This is a genomic window from Actinomycetospora cinnamomea (genome assembly GCF_003096675.1).
Classification (GTDB): Bacteria; Actinomycetota; Actinomycetes; order Mycobacteriales; family Pseudonocardiaceae; genus Actinomycetospora; species Actinomycetospora cinnamomea.
In genome coordinates, this window is the sequence record NZ_QEKW01000003.1 from 19,018 (window position 1) to 43,167 (window position 24,150).

Annotated in this window: 23 protein-coding genes; 2 read left to right on the forward strand and 21 right to left on the reverse strand. The window is 75.0% G+C overall.

Going from position 1 to position 24,150, the window contains the following annotated elements; translation table 11 throughout:
* Positions 1-11: 11 nt before the first annotated feature.
* A complete protein-coding gene (locus C8D89_RS07060; protein ID WP_133251834.1) occupies positions 12-305 on the reverse strand; it encodes a hypothetical protein in 294 nt (97 codons plus the stop codon).
* A 169-nt stretch (positions 306-474) separates the two neighbouring features.
* Entirely contained in the window at positions 475-2,001 is a 1,527-nt protein-coding gene (locus C8D89_RS07065) for an FAD-dependent oxidoreductase (RefSeq protein WP_279323358.1), read from the reverse strand.
* 113 nt (positions 2,002-2,114) lie between these two features.
* On the opposite strand from C8D89_RS07065, the gene C8D89_RS07070 reads away from it, so the two are divergent.
* Positions 2,115-3,581, forward strand: a complete 1,467-nt coding sequence (locus C8D89_RS07070; RefSeq protein WP_116707425.1) for an NAD-dependent succinate-semialdehyde dehydrogenase — start codon at positions 2,115-2,117, stop codon at positions 3,579-3,581.
* Between the two features lie 47 nt (positions 3,582-3,628).
* On the opposite strand, the gene C8D89_RS07075 is transcribed toward C8D89_RS07070, so the two are convergent.
* The 9 genes from C8D89_RS07075 to C8D89_RS07115 all read right to left on the reverse strand — a co-directional run bounded on the left by C8D89_RS07075 (position 3,629) and on the right by C8D89_RS07115 (position 12,436).
* Positions 3,629-4,615, reverse strand: coding sequence for a DUF3616 domain-containing protein (locus tag C8D89_RS07075; protein WP_116707426.1), 987 nt, complete (start codon positions 4,613-4,615; stop codon positions 3,629-3,631).
* Positions 4,616-4,622: 7 nt separating this feature from the next.
* Positions 4,623-5,075, reverse strand: coding sequence for a hypothetical protein (locus C8D89_RS07080; RefSeq protein WP_133251835.1), 453 nt, complete (start codon positions 5,073-5,075; stop codon positions 4,623-4,625).
* 72 nt (positions 5,076-5,147) lie between these two features.
* Positions 5,148-6,701 carry a PH domain-containing protein gene (locus C8D89_RS07085; protein ID WP_243417925.1) on the reverse strand — a complete coding sequence of 518 codons (1,554 nt, stop codon included), beginning with the start codon at positions 6,699-6,701 and terminating at the stop codon, positions 5,148-5,150.
* Positions 6,698-7,204: a PH domain-containing protein gene (locus tag C8D89_RS07090; protein ID WP_423716856.1), complete on the reverse strand. Its 507-nt coding sequence runs from the start codon at positions 7,202-7,204 to the stop codon at positions 6,698-6,700. Before C8D89_RS07090 ends, C8D89_RS07085 begins: the two co-directional genes overlap by 4 nt.
* 107 nt (positions 7,205-7,311) lie before the next feature.
* Complete coding sequence (locus C8D89_RS07095; RefSeq protein WP_116707428.1) at positions 7,312-8,094, reverse strand: alpha/beta fold hydrolase; 783 nt, start codon at positions 8,092-8,094, stop codon at positions 7,312-7,314.
* A gap of 3 nt (positions 8,095-8,097) precedes the next feature.
* Positions 8,098-9,765 carry a glutamate--tRNA ligase gene (locus C8D89_RS07100; protein WP_116707429.1) on the reverse strand — a complete coding sequence of 556 codons (1,668 nt, stop codon included), beginning with the start codon at positions 9,763-9,765 and terminating at the stop codon, positions 8,098-8,100.
* Between the two features lie 30 nt (positions 9,766-9,795).
* Entirely contained in the window at positions 9,796-10,977 is a 1,182-nt protein-coding gene (locus C8D89_RS07105; protein ID WP_116707430.1) for an SPFH domain-containing protein, read from the reverse strand.
* Positions 10,977-11,453 (reverse strand): NfeD family protein, encoded by a 477-nt coding sequence (locus C8D89_RS07110; RefSeq protein WP_116707431.1) that lies wholly within the window; start codon positions 11,451-11,453, stop codon positions 10,977-10,979. The genes C8D89_RS07105 and C8D89_RS07110 overlap by 1 nt, the downstream gene beginning before the upstream one ends.
* Before the next feature lie 41 nt (positions 11,454-11,494).
* Complete coding sequence (locus C8D89_RS07115) at positions 11,495-12,436, reverse strand: DUF3097 family protein (RefSeq protein ID WP_243417927.1); 942 nt, start codon at positions 12,434-12,436, stop codon at positions 11,495-11,497.
* 287 nt (positions 12,437-12,723) lie between these two features.
* Between C8D89_RS07115 and C8D89_RS07120 the strand changes: the two genes are divergently transcribed.
* Complete coding sequence (locus C8D89_RS07120) at positions 12,724-13,515, forward strand: hypothetical protein (protein WP_116707433.1); 792 nt, start codon at positions 12,724-12,726, stop codon at positions 13,513-13,515.
* A gap of 117 nt (positions 13,516-13,632) precedes the next feature.
* Here C8D89_RS07120 and C8D89_RS07125 read toward each other — a convergent pair whose 3' ends face one another.
* From C8D89_RS07125 to C8D89_RS29700, 10 genes are all read right to left on the reverse strand, one after another.
* Positions 13,633-14,112: an FmdB family zinc ribbon protein gene (locus tag C8D89_RS07125; RefSeq protein WP_116707434.1), complete on the reverse strand. Its 480-nt coding sequence runs from the start codon at positions 14,110-14,112 to the stop codon at positions 13,633-13,635.
* A 19-nt stretch (positions 14,113-14,131) separates the two neighbouring features.
* Complete coding sequence (locus tag C8D89_RS07130) at positions 14,132-15,424, reverse strand: hydroxyacid-oxoacid transhydrogenase (protein WP_116707435.1); 1,293 nt, start codon at positions 15,422-15,424, stop codon at positions 14,132-14,134.
* A gap of 16 nt (positions 15,425-15,440) precedes the next feature.
* Positions 15,441-16,262, reverse strand: coding sequence for an N-acyl homoserine lactonase family protein (locus tag C8D89_RS07135; RefSeq protein WP_116707436.1), 822 nt, complete (start codon positions 16,260-16,262; stop codon positions 15,441-15,443).
* Positions 16,263-16,406: 144 nt separating this feature from the next.
* Positions 16,407-17,465, reverse strand: coding sequence for a ferrochelatase (locus C8D89_RS07140; RefSeq protein WP_165825589.1), 1,059 nt, complete (start codon positions 17,463-17,465; stop codon positions 16,407-16,409).
* A gap of 37 nt (positions 17,466-17,502) precedes the next feature.
* The gene (gene fabI, locus C8D89_RS07145; protein WP_116707437.1) at positions 17,503-18,270 is read right to left on the reverse strand and encodes an enoyl-ACP reductase FabI; all 768 of its coding nucleotides are present in this window, start codon (positions 18,268-18,270) and stop codon (positions 17,503-17,505) included.
* Positions 18,271-18,291: 21 nt separating this feature from the next.
* Positions 18,292-18,996: a beta-ketoacyl-ACP reductase gene (fabG, locus tag C8D89_RS07150; RefSeq protein WP_116707438.1), complete on the reverse strand. Its 705-nt coding sequence runs from the start codon at positions 18,994-18,996 to the stop codon at positions 18,292-18,294.
* A 112-nt stretch (positions 18,997-19,108) separates the two neighbouring features.
* Complete coding sequence (locus C8D89_RS07155; RefSeq protein ID WP_165825609.1) at positions 19,109-20,083, reverse strand: VWA domain-containing protein; 975 nt, start codon at positions 20,081-20,083, stop codon at positions 19,109-19,111.
* On the reverse strand, positions 20,083-21,159 hold the full coding sequence (locus C8D89_RS07160; RefSeq protein ID WP_423716858.1) for a DUF58 domain-containing protein: 1,077 nt from the start codon (positions 21,157-21,159) through the stop codon (positions 20,083-20,085). Before C8D89_RS07160 ends, C8D89_RS07155 begins: the two co-directional genes overlap by 1 nt.
* A gap of 103 nt (positions 21,160-21,262) precedes the next feature.
* Positions 21,263-22,363, reverse strand: a complete 1,101-nt coding sequence (locus C8D89_RS07165) for an AAA family ATPase (RefSeq protein WP_279323359.1) — start codon at positions 22,361-22,363, stop codon at positions 21,263-21,265.
* 166 nt (positions 22,364-22,529) lie between these two features.
* Positions 22,530-23,873 (reverse strand): NlpC/P60 family protein, encoded by a 1,344-nt coding sequence (locus C8D89_RS29700; RefSeq protein WP_207787113.1) that lies wholly within the window; start codon positions 23,871-23,873, stop codon positions 22,530-22,532.
* Positions 23,874-24,150: the final 277 nt, after the last annotated feature.

The window sequence follows — 24,150 nt, forward strand, 5'->3', positions numbered from 1 at the left end:
CGCCGTCCCGACTAGCTCCCGGGCGGCGGGGCCGGCGCGCCGGTCGGCTCCGGCTCCGGGGCGCTGGTGGCCGGCCCCTCCGTGGGCACGGGGCCCTCGGGCGGGCGTGGCGCCTCGGACGGCGCCGGGGGCGCGACCGGGTCGGGGGTGATGACACCGGGCTGCGGGGGCGGGCCCGGCGGCGGGAAGCCCGAGGTCGAGAAGGTGTTGGGGTCGGTGGGCGAACCCGGGGCCGGCTCGGCGCTGAAGACGCAGGCGCTCAGGGCGACGCTCGCGGCGAGCAGCACGCCCACCAGTCCCGCCACGCGTGCGGCCGTCCAGGTCTTCGGCACTCGTGTCCCTCCCAGGTCGTCCCGCCGGCGTCGCCCGGCGCGGGCCGCGACCCCCGTCGCCGGCGCGCAGACGGTATCGCGTCCCCGCGCCCCTCGTCCTCTCACCCCACGTGCGTGATCTTCTGAGCTATAGCTCAGAAGATCACGCACGTGGACGGGCGGCCAGGATCCCGCGCGGGCGGATGGAACGCATCGGCTCAGGGGCGACGCCCTCCTCGCGCAGGACGTCGTTGGCGGCGGTCACGGCGGTGACCGCGGCCCGCTCCATCAGCGCGGACGGGACGTCGCACGCCACCCAGTCACCGGCCAGGCGCAGGCCGCGGGCGTCGGTCAGCACGCCCGGGCGCACGAGGTGGTAGCCGGGGTCGAAGCCGGGCGCGTTCGTGTACCGGTGGGCGTCGACGTCGATCACCCGGAGGTCGGCGGCCTCGGGCCACAGCGCCGCGATCTCCTCGCGCATCGCCGCGACGAGCTCGTCGAGCGACGCCCCCGAGGGGCAGGCGTAGGAGTGCAGCTCGACCACCGACCCGCCGCGCTCGCGCGCCCACCGCGCCGACCCGCCCTCGAGCCGGTGGAACAGCGTCACCGAGTCGAGCACCCGCTCGCGGGTGACGCCGGTGAACACCGCCCGCGAGGGGTCGACGTCGCCCTCGCAGAACAGGCGCGCCACGACGTACGGCTCGCCGCCGGGCAGGGCCGCGATGCGCCGGGCCAGCCCCGGGGCGGCGGCGACCAGCTCGGGCGAGGCGGCGACGAGGTCACGGGTGGCCGGCACGTCGGTCGCGACGACCAGGTGGCGGGCGTTCCGGGCGGGCTCGCGCTCCACGTCGACCGCCCACCCCCGCGCCCCGTCCGGGCGCAGCGACACCGCCCGCGCGCCGGTGGTCACCGTCGCCCCGTGCTTCTCGAGCAGGCGGGTGAACGGCTCCCACAGCGCGGTGCGGTAGTCCTCGGTCGGGGCGTCCATGCCCAGGCCCTCGGGGTTGCCGGTGAAGTAGAAGTGGCACATGGCCAGGAACTCGGCGGCGGAGTAGCGCTGCTCCACGTTGAAGAACGAGTGCGCGAAGACCTCGAAGAGCATCGCCCGGCCGCGGTCGGAGAAGCCGAGGGCGTCGAGCAGCTCGGCGGCGCTGCGGTGGTCGTGCTCGGCGTAGGTGCGCACCGGGTCGTAGTGCAGCATCGCCAGCGCCTCGTCGGCGTCGACGCGGCGCAGCTCGCGCAGCTTGAAGCTGGGGCTGCGCAGGACGAGCGCGACGAGGTTGAGCAGCGGGGTGCGCGGCAGCCGCGTGAAGTCCTCGGGCTCCCAGCCCACCGACGGCCGGCTCGCGATCGGGTAGCCGCCGACGTCAGCCAGGAAGCCGAGGTCGGGGTCGATCCGGCGCAGGACGTCGCGCAGCGTGTAGTACTGCCGGAAGAAGCCGTGGTAGCCGTGCTCGACGACGACCTCGCTGCCGTCGGCCAGCGTCCGGTCCCACGTGCCGAGCCGGCCCCCGAGGTGCGGGGCCGCCTCGAGCAGCTCGACACGCACCCCGCGCTCGGCGAGCACGAGCGCGGCGGAGACGCCGGCGATCCCGCCGCCGACGACGACGGCGGTGGCGTCCGGACCCACGCGCTGCGGGAGGTCGGGCCGGGCGCGCACGTGGTGGTGGGGACGGAACAGGCCGGACACGGAGGCAGAGCCTAGGCCGCCCGGCGGGCATGGGCCCGGCGGGACGGGGGCACCTAGCCGAGCACCGACGCCCGACGAGTGGGGCGTCACAGCGTGCGAGCGGGAGGGGACCGATGCCCGAGACCGAGCGGGAACGCCGCGTGATCGACGAGGTCACGAAGGGGCTGATCATCGGCGGGGCGGTGCGCGACGCGACCGAGCAGAAGACGTTCGGCGTCGAGGATCCCTCCACCGGCCAGATCCTCTGCGACGTGGCCGACGCCTCGCCGGAGGACGGGATGGCCGCGCTGGAGGCCGCGCACACGGCGCAGCCCGACTGGGCGGCCGCGGCCCCGCGCGAGCGGGGCGAGATCCTGCGCCGCGCCTTCGAGCTGATCACCGAGCGCGCCGACGACATCGCGATGCTCATGACCCTGGAGATGGGCAAGCCGCTCGCCGAGTCCAAGGCCGAGATCACCTACGCCGCGGAGTTCTTCCGCTGGTTCTCCGAGGAGGCCGTGCGCATCTCCGGGGAGTGGAAGGTCAACGCCACCGGCTCGGGCCGGGTGCTGGTCATGCGCCAGCCGATCGGGCCCTGCCTGCTGATCACGCCGTGGAACTTCCCGCTGGCGATGGGCACCCGCAAGATCGGCCCGGCGATCGCGGCAGGCTGCACGATGGTCATCAAGCCGGCCTCGCTGACGCCGCTGACCATCCTCAAGCTCGCCGACATCCTCGCCGAGGCGGGCCTGCCCGACGGCGTGCTCAACGTCGTCACCACGAAGTCCACCGGCAAGGTGATGGGCCCGCTGATCACCGACGGGCGCATCCGCAAGCTCTCGTTCACCGGCTCCACCGAGATCGGGCAGAAGCTGCTGCAGCAGGCGTCGGAGCAGGTGCTCAAGACGTCGATGGAGCTCGGGGGCAACGCGCCGTTCGTCGTGTGCGCCGACGCCGACGTCGACGACGCGGTGCAGGGCGCGATGCTCGCCAAGATGCGCAACATCGGCGAGGCGTGCACCGCGGCCAACCGCTTCTACGTGCACGCCGACGTCGCCGAGGAGTTCACGAAGAAGCTCACCGAGCGGATGGGCGACATGAAGGTCGGGCGGGGCACCGAGGAGGGCGTCGAGGTCGGCCCGCTGGTGGAGGCCGACCAGCGCGACAAGGTCGCCGAGCTGGTCGACGACGCGGTGCAGAAGGGCGCCACGGTGCGCACGGGCGGGCGGATCCCGTCGGGCCAGGGGTACTTCTACCCGCCCACCGTGCTCTCCGACGTGCCCACCTCGGCCCGCCTGGCCAAGGAGGAGATCTTCGGCCCGGTGGCGCCGATCTTCACGTTCACCGAGGACGACGAGGCGATCCGGGCGGCCAACGACACCGAGTTCGGGCTGGTCAGCTACCTGTACACCAAGGACCTCTCCCGGGCGATCAGGCTCTCCGAGCGCCTCGAGGCCGGCATGGTCGGGCTCAACCAGGGCATGGTGTCCAACGCCGGCGCCCCGTTCGGCGGCTGGAAGCAGTCCGGCCTGGGCCGCGAGGGCGGCAGCGTCGGCATCGACGAGTACCTGGAGATCAAGTACGTGGCGATGAACGTTTGAGCTCCGCTCTTGTGAGTGCTTGTCCGTGCTGGGGCACGGACAAGCACTCACAAGGCCGTAGGCCAAAGGTCCCCCACGAGGGTCTGGTCGTCGAGGCGGTGGGCGGCGGGGGTGTCGTGCAGCACGAGCAGGCCCTCGGGCAGCACGGCGAGGCCCTCGGGGCGGTCGCACCCCACGCCGACGGCGAGCTCGGCCACGACCTCGACCTCCTCGCGCCGGATCGCCGGCGGCAGCGGGTTCGCCGCCGCCCCGGGCAGGCGCACGATCCGGGCCGGGCCGTCGAGCACCATCGTCGGCCCGACCAGGACGAGCAGGTCGTCGCCGTCGCGGGCGAGGTCGCGCACGCCCAGCCCGTCGAGGTCGGCGACGTGCTTGGTGACGCCGTCGAGCACCAGCTCGGCGCCCTCGGCGCGCAGCGCGAGCGCGAGCAGCACCGCCCACCCCCGCAGCACCGGGCCGCGCAGGCCGAGGAGCACCCGGTCCCCCACCACCGCGAGCCCCTCGACGTCGAACCCGTTGTCCTTGCCGGGCACGCCGAGGAACGGGCCCAGGTGCTCGTCGTCGGCCAGCGCCCCGAGCAGCCCGCGCCGTCCCGACGGCAGCCGGGCCCCGGCGCCCGCCGCGGGCCACGGCCCGTCCGGACCGTCACGCAGGGGCAGCCGGGCCAGCAGCCGCCGGGACTTCTCCGCCGACACCCGGGCCAGCCGGGCCTGCACCTCCCCCGCCGGCGTCCCGGGCCGGACCCGCTTGCGCTTCGCGCTGTGCGAGCCCACCACCCACAGCGCCCCGTCGACGAGGTCGAGGCCCTCCGCGTCGACCTCGTCCCCCGGTTTCCCGGGCAGCGTCACGGCGTCGGCCAGCGGCACCTCCTCGGGACTCCCCCAGCCCTCCCCGTCGCGGCGCAGGCGCAGCAGGGACGCGCCCTCGTCGGGGGCGAGGAAGAGGGTGTCGCCCGCCGCCGCCACCCCGGAGACGTCGAGCCCGCTCGTGGCGGCGTGGACCCCGAGGTGCAGCCGGACGGGTCGCACGGTCACCGGACCCTCACCGCCGCGTGAACGTGAAGACCGCGGTCCGCCCGTCCGACGACTCGAGCCGCACGGTCGAACCGTCCTCCACGAAGGTGCCGCCCTGCGGGATGCGGGTGACGGTGCCGTCGTCCTCGATGTCCGCCCAGCCGGCACCGAGCGCGTTCACCGTGAAGTCGACGCCGTCGTTGTTCCGCGGCGGGCGGCGGGTGGTGGAGCGGCCCGCCCGCGAGGTCTGGTTGGGGTCGGGCTGGCTGACCTCGACCGGGGCACCGGTGACGGTCGCGCGGCAGTTGTTCCCCGAGCAGCTCACCGAGCTCGAGGTGCCGCCGCAGCCGGCGAGCAGGCCGCCCGCGACGAGGGCGACGGCGAGGGTGCCGAGCACCACCGGCCGCCGGCGCGGACCCGGCGGAGCACCGTCGCGGGTCGGGGCGGTGCGTGATCGGCGTGCAGGGGCTGTGACGGTCATGGGTGCACCTCGTCGTGACGCTGCGTCGATAGTCGCGCAGAGTATGTCCCATCCGGCCCAGCGCCCCGGCGGCTACCCGATCGTGGAGTGACGCTCGGTGAGAAACGGGCGGACGACGTCGCCGACGACCTCGGCCGCGAATCCCGGGGCGTCGGCGGCCGCCACGTCCCGCACGGCGTACGCCTGGTCCCCGGCGGCCGTGGTCAGCCAGAGCGTCGCCAGCCCCACGCGCCGCTGGAACCACGACTGCCGCACCGACCAGCCGATGACCCCGTCGCGACGCAGGACGACCGTGCGTCGCCGCACGAGCCCGCCGCGCACGACGACGTAGGCCTCGTGCACCGCGTGCCCCAGCGCGCGGTACGCGGCCCGTCCGAGCAGGGGCCCGGCGACCAGCCCGGCCACCGCCACCGCGGCCGCCGCGACGAGGAACGGCCCCGCGACCACGGCTCCCAGCGCCGCCAGCACCAGGGCGGGGACCAGCGCGCCCGCCGTCGCCCAGCGCACCCGCCGGCCCCGCGCCGCGACCGGGTGCGTGCGCATCACGGCGGCACGCGTCGGCGACACCGGCTCGCGCAGCACCGCGGCCGCGACCCGCTCGGCGAGCTCCCGGGGGGCGGCGGGCAGGAGGCCGGCCGCGTCGGTCCTCTCCTCGCCGCCCGCCGTCGCGAGGCCCGTCGCGACGGCGTCGACGCGGGCGGCGCCGGCGGTGCGCACGCCCAGCGGCTCGACCAGCGCGACCCCGCGCAGGCGGCGTTCCTCCAGCGTCGTCGAGCGGGTCGTCAGCAGGCCCCGCCGCACCCGCAGCGTCCCCGACGGCTCGCGCTCGAGCCGGTAGGACCACCAGGCCTCGACGAACGCGGCGACCGAGGCGACGGCGCCGACGACGAGGACCGCGGTGAGCCCCACGGCGACGGTCCCGAGTGTCCCGAGCCGGCGCCACCCGGCGACGACTGCGTCCACGACCGTGCTCTCCAACCCGACCCACTGCGCCACCTGCATGACGGCGCCGGCGGCGGCCGCGCCGAGCGCCGGGGTGAGGAACGACAGCGGCGCGTAGCGGGTCCACCGCGGGTCGAGGGCGGCGAGCAGGCCGGTGCCGGCGGTCTCGTCGTCCCGCCGGCGGACGAGCAGCTCGCTCCGCAGGGCCTCGGCCTCCTCGCGGCGCACGCACCGCAGCTCCAGCGGCCGGTCGGCGACGGAGGCCCGCCGGGCCGTGTCCACGCGGAGCGTCGCGAGCCCCAGCACCCGCGCCACCGGGTCGGCGTGTACGTCGACCGACCGGATGCGCTCGCGGGGCAGGCTGCGCCGCGTCCGCACGAGGATCCCGGAGTGCAGCTCGACGCGCTCGAGCCCGACGCGGAAGCGGGTCCGCGCGAGCCGCACCTTCTCCGCGCCCACCACGACACCGACGAGCGCGACCACGGCGCCGACGACGATCCCCGCGACCAGGGCCGTCGCCCCGGAGCCCCGTGCCGCGAAGCCGGCCACGGTCGGCACGCCACCCGCGACGCCGACCCCGAGCGTCAGGGCGCCCGACGCCAGCGCGGTGCGGGGGTCGAGGCGGCGCCACGGCACCTCCCCCGTCGCGGGTGCGCCGGCCTCGCGGACCTCCGCGCGCGTCACGTCGCGTCCCCGGGCACGGCACGCGTCTCGCGGGTGAGCCGGTGGGCGAGGGCGTCGGCCTCGTCGCCGGCGAGCCCCGCGACCGTGACCGCGCCCTTGGCCGACGCGGTGGTGACCACGAGCGTCGCCAGCCCGAGACGCCGCTGCAGCGGGCCGCGCGTGGGGTCGACCGTCTGCACCCGCGACAGCGGCGCCGCCCGCCACTCCTGCCACGCGTAGCCCGAGCGCGTGTAGACGGCCTCGTCGGTGACCTCCCAGCGGTGCACGCGGTACCAGTACGCGGGCAGCGCGAGCCCGACGACGAGCCCCACGGCGGCGACGACGCCCGCGGCGAGGCCCAGCCACGCCGCGGCCGGCGCGATCAGCCACGCGAGCACGAGCAGCACCACGACGGCCGCGCCGGGCCAGCCCAGGGCGTGGATCCGCCACCAGGTGCGCACTCGGGGCGGCAGGGGGTGTGTCGGGGGTCGCAGGCCCACCTCGTCGCGGGACGGCTCGGTGATGACCACGGGCAGGCTCCTCGGCGACGGCGACGGGACCGTGATCGTCGCGCGCCGTGCGACGGGATCACCACGGTCGTCGGTACCGCGGTGACGGACCGAAGGTGGACTCAGCCCAGGGCCTCGGCCAGCACCTCGGCCAGGTCCGCGGGCTCCCAGCCGTGTGCGGCGCCGGGCACCTCGGCCCGCGTCGCGCCGGGCAGCGCGTCAGCGAGCGCGTCGGCCGCGTCGACGAGGAAGGGCCAGGAGGTGGTGCCGGTGAGCACGGTGGTCGGCACCGTCACACGCGCCAGGGTGCCGTCGGCCAGCGCGTCCGCCGCCCACGCCAGCGCCTCGGCGTCGGCGGACATCGTCGGCGCGATCCGCAGGTATCGCTCGCGGTCGGGTCCGCCGAGGATCCCGTCGAGCCACTCGGGGGGCATGCCCTCCATCGCGAACCGCAGCACGGCCTCGCGGTCACCGGCCGCGGCGCGCTCGAGGATGCCCGCGCGCCACGCCCGGGCCTCGGCGCCGCCCTCGGTGCCGACCGGCACCTCCCACAGCACCAGCGCGTCGACGCCCGGCATCTGCGTCGCAGCCGCCAGCGCGATCGCCCCGCCCGAGGAGCTGCCGTAGAGCGCGGCGCGCCCACCCAGCTCGTCGAGCAGCGCCGCGACCGCCGCGACCTCGCCGGCCAGCGTGGCAACGCCGTCGGCCGGGTCACCGGAGTCCCCGCGCCCGGGCCGGTCGTGGTGCACCACGTCGAAGCCGCGGCCGGCGAGCTCGGTGGTCAGCGCGCGGGTCGCCGGGTCGGTGGCCCGCATCTGCCCGAGGCCGCCGACGAGGATCAGTGGGCGCCCGCCCGACCCTGCGCGGTCATAGGCGATCCGGACCCCGTCGACGACCACGTCCACGGCTCAGCCCGCCAGCGCCCGGAGGCGGCGCACGACCTCGTCGCCGCCCAGGGCCCGGGTGACCTCGTAGAGGTCGGGGCTGCGCTGCGCGCCGGTGATCGCCACGCGGACGACGTTCGCGGCGTCGCGGAGCATGCCCGGGTACGCGTCGGGGTCCTTCTTGTACGTCTTCGGGTTGGGCGCGAAGCCGTGCCGGGCCGCGAGGTCCCGGATCTGCTGGAACCAGGTCGGCTGGTCGCCCTCGTGGACGTAGCCGTCGGCGAGGTCGGCGGCCACCGCGCGCACCAGCGCCGGGTCGAGCCCGCCGAAGCGCTCGTCCCCCGCGTCGGTGACGTCGGTGAACAGCTCGGGGAAGAAGAAGCCGTAGGCCTCGCGGAAGTCCGACCACTTCGCGAGGTCCTTGCGGGGGTTCTCCACGCCGACCCGCTCGACGTCGATCGCCGCGGCGGCCAGCTCGGGGTTCGCGTCGAGCACCTTGACGATCTCGGGGTCGTACTCCGACGCCCAACCCCGCACCCCGGCGAGCACCTCGGGCCCGGGCAGCGTGGCAATGTGGTCGGCGGAGATGTCGGACAGCTTCACCGTGTCGACCAGCGGCCCGGCCAGCCCGAACTCGTCGAGGCGAAGCGGCGTGGCGAGCGCCTCAACCAGCGGCAGCTCGGCCAGGCGGGGGTTGGCCAGCCCCCGCAGGTAGTACTGCACGGCGGGCACGGGGTAGCCGGCCTCGAGGTAGAAGTCGACGGCGGCCTCGGCGTCCTTGCGCTTGGAGAGCTTGCGCTTCGAGCCGCCCTCCTGCTTCATCAGCGGCGCGAGGTGCGCGTAGTCGACCGGCGCGAAGCCCAGCGCGGCGAACAGCTGGCGGTGCACGGGCACCGACGACAGCCACTCCTCGGTGCGCACGACGAGGGTTGTCCGCATGAGGTGGTCGTCGACGACGTGCGCGAAGTGGTAGGTCGGCAGCCGGAGCGAGCTGTCCGAGCTCTTGAGGATCACCACGTCGTTGTGGTTGTCCTCCATCTCCACCCGGCCCCGCAGCCGGTCGGTGAACGCGAACCGCTCCCCCACCGCACCGTCGGACCGGAACCGCGCGACCCAGGGCGTCCCGGCCTCGAGCGCCGCGCGCACGTCGGACTCGCTCGCATCGCGCCACGGCGCCCAGCGCCCGTAGTAGCCGGTGGGGAGCTTCAGCGTCCGCTGGGCCTCGGCGATCTGCGCGAGCTCCTCCTTGGTCGCGAAGTCCGGGTAGGCCTTCCCCTGACGCATGAGCTCGCGGACGTAGGTCTGGTAGATCGCCGCGCGCTGCGACTGGTGGTACGGCCCGTAGTCGCCGCGCGGCTCCGGCAGCGCCGTGAACACCAGGTCGCCCTCGTCGGGCACCAGGTCGAAAGCCTCGAACGCGCGCCGGAACTGCGCGTCGGCGCCCGCGACCTCCCGGCTCTGGTCGGTGTCCTCGATGCGCAGCACGTAGACGCCGCCCGTCGAGTGCGCGAGGTCGCGCGACACCATCGCCGTGTAGAGACCGCCGACGTGCACGAAGCCCGTCGGGCTGGGCCCGAAGCGGGTGACGAGGGCGCCCTCGGGCAGACCGCGCGGCGGGTAGCGCTCCTCGAGCTCGGCGGGCTCGGGCAGGTCGTCGGGGAAGAGGCCGTCGACGAGGGCGCGGTCGAGCATGGGGACCGATCCTACGAGGTGGTCCCCGGCTCAGACGGTGTCGGTGGGCACGCCGCCCTCGCCGCCGGCGTGCCGTCCGGACCCGTTCGCGCCCGGCTCGGCGACGGCCGCGTCGGCGCGCTGCTCGGCCGCCGCGACGACCTTGGCGATCTCGGGGTCGGTCGAGGTGTCGAACCAGTCGGCGACGTCGTCGTCGGTGGCCCCCGGGCGCGATACGCCGGCCCCGTCGTCCGGGGTCGGCTGGTACCGGAAGACGCCGTCCTCGCCCGGCGCCCCGAGCATCCTGGTGAAGCCCTCGAGCGCCTTGCCGAAGTCGCTGGGCACCACCCAGAGCTTGTTGGCCTCGCCCTGCGCCATCTGCGGCAGCGTCTGCAGGTACTGGTAGGCCAGCATCTCCGGCGTCGGGCGACCGGCCTTGATCGCGGCGAACGTCTTCTCGATCGCCTTGGCCTCGCCCTGAGCCTGGTAGTACTGCGCGGCACGCTCGCCCTGTGCGCGCAGCATCGTCGACTGCCGCTCGGCCTCCGCGGCGAGGATGGCCGCCTGCTTCGCGCCCTCGGCCGAGAGGATCGCGGCCTGCTTGTTGCCCTGGGCCTCGGCGATCGCGGCCTCGCGGTGCCCCTCGGCGGTGAGGATCATCGCGCGCTTCTCGCGGTCGGCCTTCATCTGCCGCTCCATCGAGTCCTGGATCGACGGCGGCGGGTCGATGGCCTTGAGCTCGACGCGGACGACGCGCAGCCCCCACGGCCCGGTGGCGTCGTCGAGGGCCCGCCGCAGCCCGGTGTTGATCATCTCGCGGGACGTCAGGGCCTGTTCGAGGCTCATCCCGCCGACGACGTCGCGCAGCGTGGTGGTGGTCAGCTGCTGGACGCCGTTGATGTAGTCGTTGATCTCGTAGACGGCGTTGCGGGGCTCGGTGACCTGGTAGTAGACGACCGTGTCGATCGAGACCGTCAGGTTGTCCTGGGTGATCACCGGCTGCGGCGGGAACGACACCACCTGCTCCCACAGCGCCACCCGCTCGCGGATGCGGTCGATGAACGGCACCAGGAACGTCAGCCCCGGCGACGCGGTGCGCTGGTAGCGCCCGAGCCGCTCGATGACCGCGGCCTCCGCCTGGCGGACGACGGTGATGCTCTTGACGACCGCCGTCACGACGAGGATCAGCACGGCGGCGATCACGATGTACAGCACGAGCGTGACGGGTTCCATCAGCTCTCTCCCTGCAGGGGTGGGTGGGGTGTGGTCGCCCCCGAGCCGGCGACGACGGCGGTCGCGCCACGGATGTCGACCACGATCACGGCCTCGCCCGCCGCGAGCACGTCGCCCTCGTCCAGAGCGCGGGCGGTCCAGAGGGCGCCGGCGATGCGGACCGTGCCCGCCTCCGGGCCGTGGATGGTCTCGACGACCTCGGCCGGGACGCCGAGAAGGGCCCGGGGGCCCGCGTTGACCTCGCCGTCGGGGGCCCGGCGGTCCAGTCGACGGCGCAGCGCGGGCCGGGCGAGGAGGACGAGCGCGGCGGCGGCCAGCGCGAACACGGCGACATCGGCACCGAGCGGCACGCCCAGCGCGGAGGCCCCGGCGGCCGCGAGCGCGGCACCGCCGAGCATGAGCAGCACGAACTCGCCGGAGAGCATCTCGGCGGCGACCAGCAGGACTCCCGCGATCAGCCACAGCAGCGGGATCACATCGCCGAGTGTGCCAGACGCCACAGTCACCGCGGGTGGTTTCAGGGGCCGACCGTGACGAAGTCGATCAGCTGCTCCATGGCGGTGATGAGGGGCGTCTCGAGGTCGGTCCACGTCGAGACCGACGCCAGGACGCGGTGGGCGCCGTCCCGCTCGTCGCCCCAGCCGAGGGCCTCGCACACGCCCTTCTTCCACTCGATCCCGCGCGGGATCGTCGGCCACGCCGCGATCCCCACCGCCCGGGGCTTCACGGCCTCCCAGATGTCGACGTAGGGGTGCCCGAGCACGAGGACGTGCGCGGCGGCGGGGCCCAGCTCGCGGCGCAGGCCCTCGGCGATGCGTGACTCCTTGGAGCCGGTGACGAGGTGGTCGACGAGGACCCCGAGCCGCCGGTCGGGGCCCGGCCCGAACTCCTGGGCGGCCTCCACGAGCACGTCGGCACCGTGGAGGGGCTCGACGACCACGCCCTCGACGCGCAGGTCGTGGCCCCAGACGCGCTCGACGATCGCGGCGTCGTGCAGGCCCTCGACCCAGATGCGGTGGGGCAGCGCGGTCTTCGCGCGGTGGGCCTCCACCCGCCGCGAGCCCGAGGCCGAGCGCTGCGGCGTCGTCGACGGACCGGCCGCGCGCTGGGGCGGCACGAGCGTCGCCGGACGGCCCTCGTGCAGGAACGCGGCGGGTTTGTTGGGAAAGAGCCTGCGCCGTCCCGCGGAGTCCTCGAGCACGACCTCTCGGACGTCGGCGCGGATCACGGCCCCGCAGAACGTCTCGGCGGCGTCCTCCACGACGAGCCCCGGCTCGGCGACGACGGAGACGACCTCGCGCTTCGGCCTGTGCGGAGCGAGCCCCGGCAGACCCCCGGTGCGCCCGGCGCCCGACGAGGGCGTGCCGCCGCGACCCGGCGCCCGCACGGCCCCGCCGGTGGAGCGGAAACCGGGATCGCCGGAGGAGCCGTGCATGCCCCGGCCCTGAGTCCTCGCCACGGGCCCGGACGCTAACGGCGCACGCCGGTCGTCCGGGGTCGACACGCCCAGCGTCGCGTCGGCGGGGCGGGCGGTTCGTGGAGCGAGGGTCACCCCCGCTGCCCCGGACGCAGCCAGGGCGTCCCTTGCTGCGGCGGGCGGGCGGGGTGGGGGGCGGTTCGTGGAGCGAGGGTCACCCCCGCTGCCCCGGGCGCAGCCAGGGCGTCCCTCGCTCCACACCCCGGGCCGGCGGCGTCTCGGTGCCCGCTCGGCGGCCGGGGTCGCCGAGCGCCCGTATCGTCGTCCGGGTGCCCTGCCCGAGTGCCTCCCTGGCCGTCTGGAGCGCGGCGTGGCTCGCCGGCTCCGCCGCGGCCGACGACGTCCTCGACGCGCTGGCCCCGTGGTCCGAGGCCCACGACGTGGTCGCCGCCGACGCCGCGACGGCTGCCGTGACCGATCTGCCGACCCCGGACCGCGCCGGCACGGGCATGGCCGCCCTGCTCGTCCTCGCCCGCCGTCGCACCGCGCCGATCGGGGCCGACGCGCGGCTGGTCATGCCTGCCCCGGGCGACGTCCGCGGCCTGCCGGGACCTGCCGCGCTGCGGGTCGCGGCGCTGGAGGCCGGCGAGTGCGCGGTGCTCGCGGGCGCCGGACTCGCCGCCGTACCCGCGCCCGTCGCCGACGGCGTGCTGCGCTGGACCGTGCACCTCGTCGACGACGTCCCACCCGGGCCGCACCCGAGCCTGTCCGAGGCCGAGCACGACCTGCGCGGGTCGGTACGCGACGCCGCCGACACCCTCGCCGCGATGGACGTCGCCCGGCCCCGGGCGGGCGTGCGCGAGGAGATCGCCGACGCCCTGCGCCGCCGCCCCCACGCCGCCTGGCCGGCAGGGACGCCGGGCCGTCCCCTGCGGGTCCTCCAGCACGCCGACGAGGTCGAGGCGATCCTCGTCGCGGCTTCCGGCGACGACCCGGGCGGCGCGGTGTCCGCCTCCGCCGCCCTCGCGCGCACCGACGCCCTGCGCCCCCTGGCCACGGCCGTGCGCGCGGCCCGCGTCGCCGCCGTCGCCGAGACCGTCCGGGCGCTCACCGCCGCCTGAGCCCGGGCTCCCGCTGATCAGCAGGCTCCCCCTCCAGGCCGCGTGGAGAACCACGGCCACCCGGCAGGCCTGATGATCATCCAGTCGGCACGGGGACACGGTTTCCGGCCGCGTCGACTAATGCCCGTGCCCGTGGCCGTGCCCGTGGCCGTGGCCGTGCCCGCCCGAGGAGCCCCCGCCGTCCCCGGACGACGGTGGCGACGACCCCGACGACCCCGACGACCCCGACGACCCCGATGCGCCGGGCAGGTACGGCTCGCCCTTGCGCAGGGGCGCACGCTCGTAGCGACCCTCGTGCGCCGCGACGGGGCGGGTGTCCCCGCGCAGCTCCGGGTGCTTGGCCTCGAGACGCTCGCGCTTCTCCCACTGGCGTTGCAGGCCGGTCACGTACTCCCGGTCGCCGTGGTGGGTGCCCCGCCACGTCTGGGGCATGTACTCCTTGGACGGACCCGGGTCGGCGAGGCCGTGCAGGGCCGGGCGGGACGGGACCTTGCGCGCCTCCCCGCCGCACTCCGGGCACGGCGGGGTGGGCGCCGAGAGGGCGACCAGACGTTCGAAGCGCACGCCGCAGTCGCAGCGGTAGTCGTAGATCGGCACAGCGCCACCAGGCCTCGGGTTACCAGTTCTGGATCGACTTCCGGAAGATGTCCGCGATGTCGTCCTCGGTCGGCATCCGCGGGCAGGTGGCCAGCAGACGCTGCTGCTTCATGGTCCCGTCGACGAGGTCTCCGATGTCGTCCTCGCCGAAGCCGACCTCGCCGATCCCGTTGGGGATGTGGATGTCGCGCATCAGCTCGGTGACCACGTGCGGCAACTGCTCCGAGGCGTCGTTCTGCTTCTCCGCATCCGGCCCGAGCAACCGCGCGGCGGTCATGTGCCGGTCGGGGGCGGAGGAGAAGCTGAACCGGAACGCCTCCGGCGCGGTCAGCGACACCGACATGCCGTGCGGCACCATCGGCTCGTCCTGCGGGTAGCCCGCGGGACGGAAGTCGCGCACCTGGCCGGCGATCGGGTAGGCGTTGGCGTGGGGGATGTGCACCCCGGAGTTGCCGAAGCCCATCCCCGCGAACGTCGCCGCCATCATCATGTCCATGCGGGCGTCGACGTCCTCCTCGCCCCGCTCCACCGCCGTGCGGAACGAGCGCGCGAGCAGCGTCATGGACTTCTCGCACCACAGGTCGGAGACCGGGTTGGAGCCGCAGTAGGTCACCCGCTCCTCGGGCTTCTTGCGGTCGAAGCTCGTGTACCAGCGCGCGGTGTAGGACTCGAGTGCGTGGCAGACGATGTCCATGCCCGCCGACGCCGTGACCTCCGGCGGCAGGGTCATCGTCAGCAGCGGGTCGACCACGGCCATGGTCGGGCGCAGACGCCAGTGGCTGATGCCGGTCTTCACCCGCAGTGAGAGCACGTCGAGGATGCACATCGCCGTGGACTCCGAGCCCGTGCCCGCAGTGGTGGGCACCGCGATGAGCGGCTTGAGCTGGCCCGGCGGCACCTGGGCCTTGCCGACCGGCTTGTTGATGTAGTCCATCAGGTCGCCGGGGTAGGTCGTCAGCAGGTTGACGGCCTTGGCGGTGTCGATGGCCGAGCCGCCGCCGACCGCGACGAACCCGTCCCACGGACCCTGCTCCGTGGCGTAGCCGACGGCCTTGTTCATCGAGTCGTCGGTGGGCTCGACGTGCACGCCGTCGAAGATCTCGACGGTCATGTCGTAGCGGCGGATCTGGTCGGCGATGCGGTCGGGCAGGCCCGTCTGCTGCATGCCGGGGTCCGTGATGAGCAGGATGCGCTGCGCCCCGTACTGGGACAGGTCGAAGCCGATCTCGTCACAGGCGCCGGCGCCGAACTTCAGCGGCGGGGCGCCCCACGTGAACACCGACTCTTCGGTGGGGACCGGGGGGACGCTCATGGGGGTGGAGCTCCGATCAGGTGTAGTGGCCGCCGTTGCCCACGGTCTTGAGCTGCCGGATCTGGTCGGGGTCGTGGCCGAAGACCACGGTCGCGTCCGTCTCCTCCGCGATGCCGCGGATCTTCTCGACGGACGAGTAGAACTGGCCCATGTCGTTGACGATGGCCGCCGGCGTGGTGGGCGGGCCGTAGCTCTCCCCCATGTACACCGCGTCCGAGGTGAAGATCATGGTGCCGGTGTCGGGCAGGTCGACGCGCATCGACATGCATCCAGGGGTGTGCCCCGGTGTCTGCAACAGCGTCACCCCGGGCAGGAACTCGGTGTCGCCCGAGACCGTCTCCCAGTTCAGGTCCTGGTAGTCGGTCTTGAGGTGGGCGCCGGTGAAGAGCCCGTCGAACCCGAACGCGAACTCCTTCTCCTTGTCGCTGCAGACGAGCTTCGCGGAGGAGTCCTTGAACATGTCGGCGTTGCCGCAGTGGTCGAAGTGCAGGTGCGAGAGCACCACGTAGTCGATCTGGTCGGTGCCGATGCCGAGCTGGCGCAGCCGCGAGTCGAGGAACTCCTCCTCGCTGACCTTCTCGTACGGGAAGAAGTCCTGCAGGCCCGTCGGGCCCCACCGCTCCTCCCAGTCCCGCGGGCAGCTCGTGTCCCACAGCAGGGTGCCGTCGGGGGTCTCGACGAGGACGCAGTGGGTGGGGACGTCGGCCCACTCGGTGGGCTGGTCACGCATCTGGCGGGGGCGGATCGAACGCCCGGGCTTGAGCAGCAACCACGTGAGGTCCGCGGTCATCGCCCCGCAGTCCAGGATGCTGACCTTGATCTCGCCGCTCGCCGCCATTGAGGGATCCTCCGGGGTGCCACGTGCAGATGGGGGAACACGGCCGGGTCGCCGCACGACGATGCATGCAACACCGACCACGTGACGCCGGACACTAGCCACGCCGACGATCATCGGCAACAGGGCGCGGAGGGCTCCCCCGCCTCAGCGCGTGGGCCTCGCGGCGGGCTCGCAGCAGCCCGGGTGGCACGGGGTGCCGTTGCACCCCACCCCCGCACGCGGCCCGGTCCCGAGCTCGCGGACCGGCGCCGCGTCGGTCTGCTCGGCGATCAGCTCGACGACCATCTCGACGAAGCGCGGGTCGGAGCCGGCGCTCGCGGCGCGGGCGAAGCCCATGCCCAGCTTCTCGGCGTGCGCGGCGGCTTCGTTGTCGAGGTCCCAGACCACCTCGAGGTGGTCGGAGACGAAGCCGACCGGGCTCACGACGACGGCACCGACCCCGCGGTCGTGCAGGTCGTCCAGGTGGTCGACGATGTCCGGCTCGAGCCACGGGATCTGCGGGGGGCCGGAGCGCGACTGCCACACGAGGTCGTGCTCGGACGTCCCGACGGCGTCGGCGACGAGGCGGGCGGCCTCGGTCATCTGCCGCGAGTACCGGTGCCCGCCCTCCTCGGGCGGCCCGGCGGTGCGGTCGGCCGAGAGCGGGATGGAGTGCGCGGTGAACACGAGCCGGGCGTCGTGCCCCGCGTCGAGGCGCTCGCGTGCCGCGCGCACCCCGTCGGCGACGGACGCGACGAACAGCGGGTGGTCGTAGAAGTGGCGCAGCTTGACGAGGTCCGGCGCCGACCCGGTCCGCTCGATCGCGGCCTCCCGGGCCCGGGCGATGTCCTCGTGGTACTGACGGCAGGCCGAGTACCCGCCGTAGGCGCTGGTCGCGAACACGAGCGCGCGGCGCACGCCGTCGCGCGCCATCCCGGTCACCGTGTCCGCGGCGAGGGGGTGCCAGTTGCGGTTGCCGAAGTACACCGGCAGGTCCCGCCCGGACTCCCGCAGCGCCCGTGACAGGTCGGCGACCAGGCGGCGGTTCAGCTCGTTGATCGGGCTCACGCCGCCGAAGTGCTGGTAGTGCTCCTCGACCGCGTCGAGGCGCTCGGGCGGCACGCCCCGCCCGCGGGTGACGTTCTCGAGGAACGGTCGCACCTCGTCCGGGCCCTCGGGTCCGCCGAAGGACAGCACCAGCACGGCGTCGTAGGGGTCGCTCACGACCCCAGCATCCCCCCGGATCCGGCGAGCTACACGGTCAGGCGCCCATGGCGTGGTAGCCGCCGTCGGCGTGGACGACCTCCCCGGTGGTGGCCGGCAGCCAGTCGGAGAGCAGCGCGCAGATGGTCTTCGCCACCGGCGTCGGGTCGGCGAGGTCCCAGCCCAGCGGCGAGCGCTGCACCCAGGCCTCCTCGAAGGTGTCGAAGCCGGGGATCGACTTCGCGGCCATGGTGCGCACCGGGCCGGCGGCGACGAGGTTCGCGCGGATGCCCTCGGGGCCGAGGTCGCGCGCGAGGTAGCGGGTGGTGGCCTCGAGCGCGGCCTTGGCCACACCCATCCAGTCGTAGCCGGGCCAGGCGACGGTGTTGTCGAAGTCCATGCCGACCAGCGACGAACCGCGGCCCAGCAGAGGCCTGCAGGCCATCGCGAGGGACTTGAACGAGTACGCCGAGACCTCGACGGCGGTGGCGACGTCGGACCACTGCGTGTGCAGGAAGTTGCCGCCGAGCGCCTCCATGGGCGCGAAGCCGATCGAGTGCAGCACGCCGTCGAGGCCGTCGACGTGCTCGCGGACGTTGTCGGCGAGGGCGTCCAGGTGCTCCTGGTTCTGCACGTCCAGCTCGATCACCGGCGCCTCCTGCGGGAGGCGCTGCGCGACGCGCTTGACCAGCGACAGGCGCCCGAAACCGGTGAGCACCACCGTCGCCCCCGCCTCCTGAGCGGCCTTCGCCGCGTGGAAGGCGATCGAGGCGTCGGTGATGATCCCCGTGACGAGGACGCGCTTGCCCTCGAGCAGGCCTGTCATGTGTCTCCTCGGTGATCGGTTCTAGTGGCCCATGCCGACGCCGCCGTCGACGGGCAGCACGGCGCCGGTGACGTAGCCGGCGTCGTCGGAGGCGAGCCAGGCCACGGCCTTGGCGACCTCCTCGGGCGCCGCGACCCGCCCGAGCGGGATCGAGCCGAGCAGCTCCTCGCGGCGCTTGTCGGTGAGCTCGGCGGTCATGTCGGTCTCGACGTAGCCGGGGGTGACGACGTTGGCGGTGATGCCGCGCCCGCCCAGCTCGCGCGCCGTCGAGCGGGCGAGACCGATGAGCCCCGCCTTCGACGCCGCGTAGTTCGCCTGGCCCGGCGCGCCGGTGAGCCCGACGACGCTGGAGACGTAGACCAGCCGCCCGAACCGGGCCTTGACCATCCCGCGGATCGCGCGCTGGGTGACCCGCCAGGCGCCCGTGAGGTTGGCGTCGAGCACGTCGGTGAACGCGTCCTCGGGCATGCGCATGAGCAGGCCGTCACGGGTGATCCCGGCGTTGGCGACCACGACCTCGACCGGCCCGTGCTCGGCCTCGACCTGCGAGAACGCCGCGTCGACCTGGGCGGAGTCGGTGACGTCGCAGCGGACCCCGTGCAGCCCCTCCGGCGGCTCGCCCGAGCGGTGGGTGACCACCACCGTGTGCCCGCGCTCGGCGAACTCGCGCGCCGTGGCGAGCCCGATCCCGCGGTTGCCTCCGGTGACCAGCACGACGCGGCTCACGCGACTCCTCTCGATCGGGCTCGACGGTCCTGACGGCGGGCGGCACGCTACCGGCTTTGCGCTGCGCGCGTGTGCGCGCTTGCCCGTGCCCGGGCAAGCGCGCACACGCCCGCTAGGGCAAACGCTGGCCCGTGACGATCGCGGTCCCGGCGCCGAGCAGCACGAGGATCGTCGCGGCGAGGAACCAGCGCCCCGAGAGGTCGACCGTGCGCTCCTCGTAGCCGACCTGCTCGGCGAGCGTCGCGTAGGTTTCGCGCAGGTCCAGCTCGTTGGACGCGCGGCGGAAGTCGCCGCCGGAGAGCTGGGCGATCTCACGCATCTGGTCGTCGGCGACCGCCACCGAGACCGGCCGGCCGTCGATCTCGATCTCTCCGTACTCCGTGCCGAACGAGATCGCCGAGATGGGCACGCCGGCGGCCTTGGCCTCGGCGGCCGCGGGATAGGCGCCGCGGTCGTCGGCGGGGTCGGTGGTCGGGGTGGTCTGCTTGCCGTCGGAGAGCAGGATGATCCGCGCCGGCGGCGGGCCCTCGGGGCCCCGGACCTGGGCGCCGAACGCCCGGATCGCGGCGAGGCTCGCGCGGATCGCGTCGCCGGTGCCCGTGGACTCGGCGAGCTGCAGGCTGCCGATCGCGTTCTTGACCGCCTGCCGGTCCGTGGTGGGCGTGACCAGCGTGCTCGGCGTGGCGGCGAAGGACGACAGGCCGAGGTTGATGCCCGCCGGCAGCTGGTCGGCGAACGCCGAGGCGGCGGTCTGGGCCACCTGCAGCCGCGAGGGCTCGACGTCGGTGGCGCGCATCGAGAGCGAGACGTCGATGGTGAGCATGACCGTCGCCCGGTTGCGCGGCACCTGCGCGGTGCCCTGGGGTCCGGCCAGGGCGATCGTCATGAGCACCAGCGCGACGAGCACGAGCACCATCGGCACGTGGCGCCAGCGCCCCGGGCCCCGCGGGGCGACGCGTTCGAGCAGCGCGAGGTTGGTGAAGCGCATCGTGTAGCGCTGGCGGCGGCGGTTGATCCACCAGTAACCGACCGCCAGCGCGGCGACGACCAGCAGCAGCAGGAACCACCAGGGGTGCGCGAACACGATCACGCCCTCCCGAACGGGCCGGGGGACGCCGCGGAACGGAGCTCGATCCCGGCATCGGGAGACGCCCCGGGAGATGTCGCGGCCCCGGGAGCGGGCGTCGGCACCCGCCCCGTGGTGGCCCCGCCCGACCAGCCGCGCTTGCGGGCGACGGCGAAGCGCACGACGTCGGCGACCCAGTCGCGGTCGGTGCGCAGGACGAGGTGCGCCGCGCCGGCCCCGCGCAGCGCCGCGGCGACCCGGGCCCGGTGCGCGGCGGCCTCGGCGGCGAAGCGCCGGCGCAGCGTCGCCGTCGTGGTCACCTCGCGGCGGTGCCCCGTCTCGGGGTCGGCGAGCACCACCGTGCCCACGTCGGGCAGCTCCTCGTCGCGGGGGTCGACCACCTCGACCGCCAGCAGGTCGTGACGGGCCCGCAGTGCCCGCAACGCGCGCTCCCAGTCCACGTCGCCGAGGAAGTCGGACACCACGACCACCAACCCGCGCCGTCGCGGCGGGCGACGCAGCGCCTCGAGCGCCCCGGGCAGGTCGCCGCGCGTGCCCTCCGGGGCCGGCGGGGTGCCGGCGATCCGGCGCAGCAGCTCGCGCGCCGCGGTCTCCCCGCCGCGCGCGGGCAGGCGCTCGGTCCGCGCGCCGGTGGCGACCACGGCGCCGACGCGGTTGCCCCCGCCGCGGGTGAGGTGGACGACCGCCGCGCACGCCGCGACCACGAGGTCGCGCTTCTCGCAGGCCGCGGTGCCGAAGTCGAGGCTCGGCGAGAGGTCGACGACGAGCTGCGTCTCGAGCTCGCGGTCGGCGATGGTCTCGCGGATGTGCGGCTCGGTGGTGCGCGCGGTGACCGCCCAGTCCATGCGGCGCACGTCGTCGCCGGGCTGGTAGGGCCGCGGCTCCCCCGGCTCGGTGCCGGGGCCCGGCACGAGACCGAGGTGGTTGCCCTGCAGCAGCCCGTCGAGGCGGCGGCGGACCGTGAGCTCCAGGGTGCGCAGCGAGGCCGCCAGGCGGGCCTGGGCCCGCTCGCCCGAGACGTCCCCCGCGGTCACCGGCGCCGGCGAGGTCGGCGGCGGCGCCCACTCCGGACGCACCTCGCCGGCCGGCGTCGTCGCCGGGGGCGCAGCCGGAGGTCGCGGCCCGGGGTTGGGCACCCGCGCCGCCGGTGTGTCGTCGTGCTGTGTCACGGGTCCGGGATCATCGTCCCGCCGCCGGCACCGGGGCGGGGCCCATGCCGACCGGGCGCGCCGACACCTGGGGCAGCGGGACGGTCTGCAGCACGCGCGTCACGACGTGGTCGACCGGGACGCCGTCGGCCAGCGCGTCGTACGAGAGCACGAGGCGGTGGCGCAGCACGTCCGGGGCGATGTCCACGACGTCCTGGGGCAGCACGTAGTCGCGCCCGCGGACCAGGGCGAGCGCGCGGGCGCCCGCGATGATCCCCAGCGACGCGCGCGGCGAGGCGCCGTAGGCCACCCAGCCGCCCACATCGGTCATGCCGTGCTCGGCGGGCGCACGCGTGGCCACGACGAGGCGCACGACGTAGTCGACGAGCGCGTGGTGCACGAACACCTGCGCCGCGACGTCCTGGAGCCGGCGCAGCTCGCCGGGGTCGAGCACGCGGTGCGGCGAGGGCGGGCTCACGCCCATCCGGTAGACGATCTCGCGCTCCTCGTCGGCCGTCGGGTACTCGACGAGGATCTTGAACAGGAAGCGGTCGCGCTGCGCCTCGGGCAGCGGGTAGACACCCTCGTTCTCGATCGGGTTCTGCGTGGCGAGCACGAGGAACGGGTCGGGCATCGGATGCGTCTCGCCGCCGATGGAGACGTGGCGCTCGGCCATCACCTCGAGCATCGCCGACTGCACCTTCGCCGGCGCACGGTTGATCTCGTCGGCCAGCACGAAGTTCGAGACGACCGGCCCGAGCTCGACGTCGAACTCCTCGCGGCCCTGGCGGTAGATCCGCGTGCCGAGGATGTCCGCGGGCACGAGGTCGGGGGTGAACTGGATACGGGCGAACGATCCGCCCACGACGCGCGCGAACGTCTCCACCGCGAGCGTCTTCGCCACCCCGGGCACACCCTCGAGCAGGAGGTGGCCCTTGGCCAGCAACCCGACGAGCATCCGCTCGACGAGCCGGTCCTGGCCGACGATGACGCGCTTGACCTCGAGCACGGTGCGCTCGAGCTGCTCGGCGTCGTGCGCCGGCGTGGCCTGCTGCGTCTCCTGGTCGAACGCTCGAGCTCCTCGGTCGGCGTGCTCCCTCGGACGCTGCGTCTCCCCGGGCTGATCGGTCACCCCGCGTCCCTCCCCGATCGCCCCGGCGTCCGCCGGTGGCAGTCGCTGTCCCACGGTCCCCACCGGACGTGGGCGTCCGGGGCGGCACGGTACCCGCCACGCGTCCAGGCAACGGGACGGCCGGTGAGGGTGCCGTGAACGCCTCGGTCGGCACGGTCCCGGGTGGTCAGAGCAGCCGGGTCACGGTCGGGACGATCTCGTCGTCCAGCCGCAGGGACGTGATCCGGACGGTCTTCCCCGACTCGGGGGCCTCGACCATCTGGTCCTCGCCGTTCACCCTGCCCAGGTAGAGCGCGACGTGGTGCACCGCGCCCGCCCCGTCGTCCTCGGCCCAGAACAGCAGGTCGCCGGGACGTCGCTCCGCCAGCGGCACCCGCGGCCCCGCCTCGGCCTGGTAGCCGCTGTAGTGCGGCAGGTCCTTCCCGGCGGCGGCGAACGCGTAGATCATCAGCCCGGAGCAGTCGAACCCGGTCTTCGCGAAGTCGCCGAAGCTGTCGGCCACGCCCCCGTCACGGATGCCCAGGGTCGGACCCTCGGCGTCGCCGCCGCCCCAGGCGTAGACGACGCCGAGCTGCGAGAGGGCCCGTTCGAGGACGGTGCGGACCTCGTCGCTCATCCCGGTCGTGTCGACGCCGGCGGCGGCCAGCGGGTCCTCCGCGGCGTCCGGTGTCGTCGCGGCGAGCCGGATTCGCTCGTCGCGGGCCGCCTCGCGGGCGCTCGCGGCCTCGTCGAACGCCTCGGCGCGCTCCCGCTGGGCCGCGAGTGCCGGGTCGGCGGCCTCGAGCTCGGCCAGGCGCGCCTCGGCGGCGTCGCGTTCCGCGCCGAGCTCGCGCAGCCGCGCGGACTGGGCGTCGGTGTCCGTGCGCACCCGCGCCAGCTCGGCGTCCGCGGCTGCGCGGGCCTCCGCGGCGCGGGCGGCGGCCGTGTCGGCCTCCTCCCGGGCGGCCCGGGCCCGGGAGTCGGCGTTGGCCGCCTCGATCCGCGCCAGCTCGGCCCGCTCGAGCGCCTCCCGCTGGTCGGCCGTCACGACCTCACGCAGGTGCGCCCGCGCCGCGACGTCGTCGGGGCCCGCCGCACCGGAGAGCACCGAGAGCGGGCCGAGGACGTCGGCCTGCTGGAACCACGCGGTGATCCACGCGTCGACGTCGGCCCGGGCGCGCTCGGCGGCGGCCACGGCCGCGTCGGCGCCCCGCCGGCTCTCCTCGGCGGCGCGGCGGGCCTCGTCCGCGCGCTGCCGGGCGGCGGTGTCGTCGGCGAGGGCGCGGTTGGCGAGTTCCTGGCGCTCGCCGAGGTCCTCGGTGAGGGCGTCCAGCGCGGCGCGTGCGGAGGCGATGCGGGCCACCAGCGAACCCGCCTCCCCGGCCCGGTCGGTGGCGGGATCCGGGGACGGGGGCGGCGTCGGCGGCACCGGCGTCGCCGGTCCGGCGAGCGCGGCGGGTGCGGCGGGTGCGGTGAGCAGCAGCGAGAGGAGGAGGCCGACCAGGACCGCGGGGGTGCGCAGGGCGGGCACGCCGTCCTCCTCCGTCGGGCTCGTGGCGGGCCCGTGCACCCTGGACGGCGGTGACGCCCCGGGTGCGGACCGACACGCGCTGGTGTGGTGCGCATCGCCCGGGTGGGTGGCGTGATCACGCTCGCCCGTGGCGCGCGTGGGCCGCCCCGCCGCAGGTCGCGGCCTAGACTGGGACGGGTCGGGAGTGCGCCGCCCGGGCGGGTGCGCGAGACTCCGGACCGACCCCCGGGTCGAGCGTCGTCGACACAGCGGACCACCACCTCGAGGCGTCCCGTTC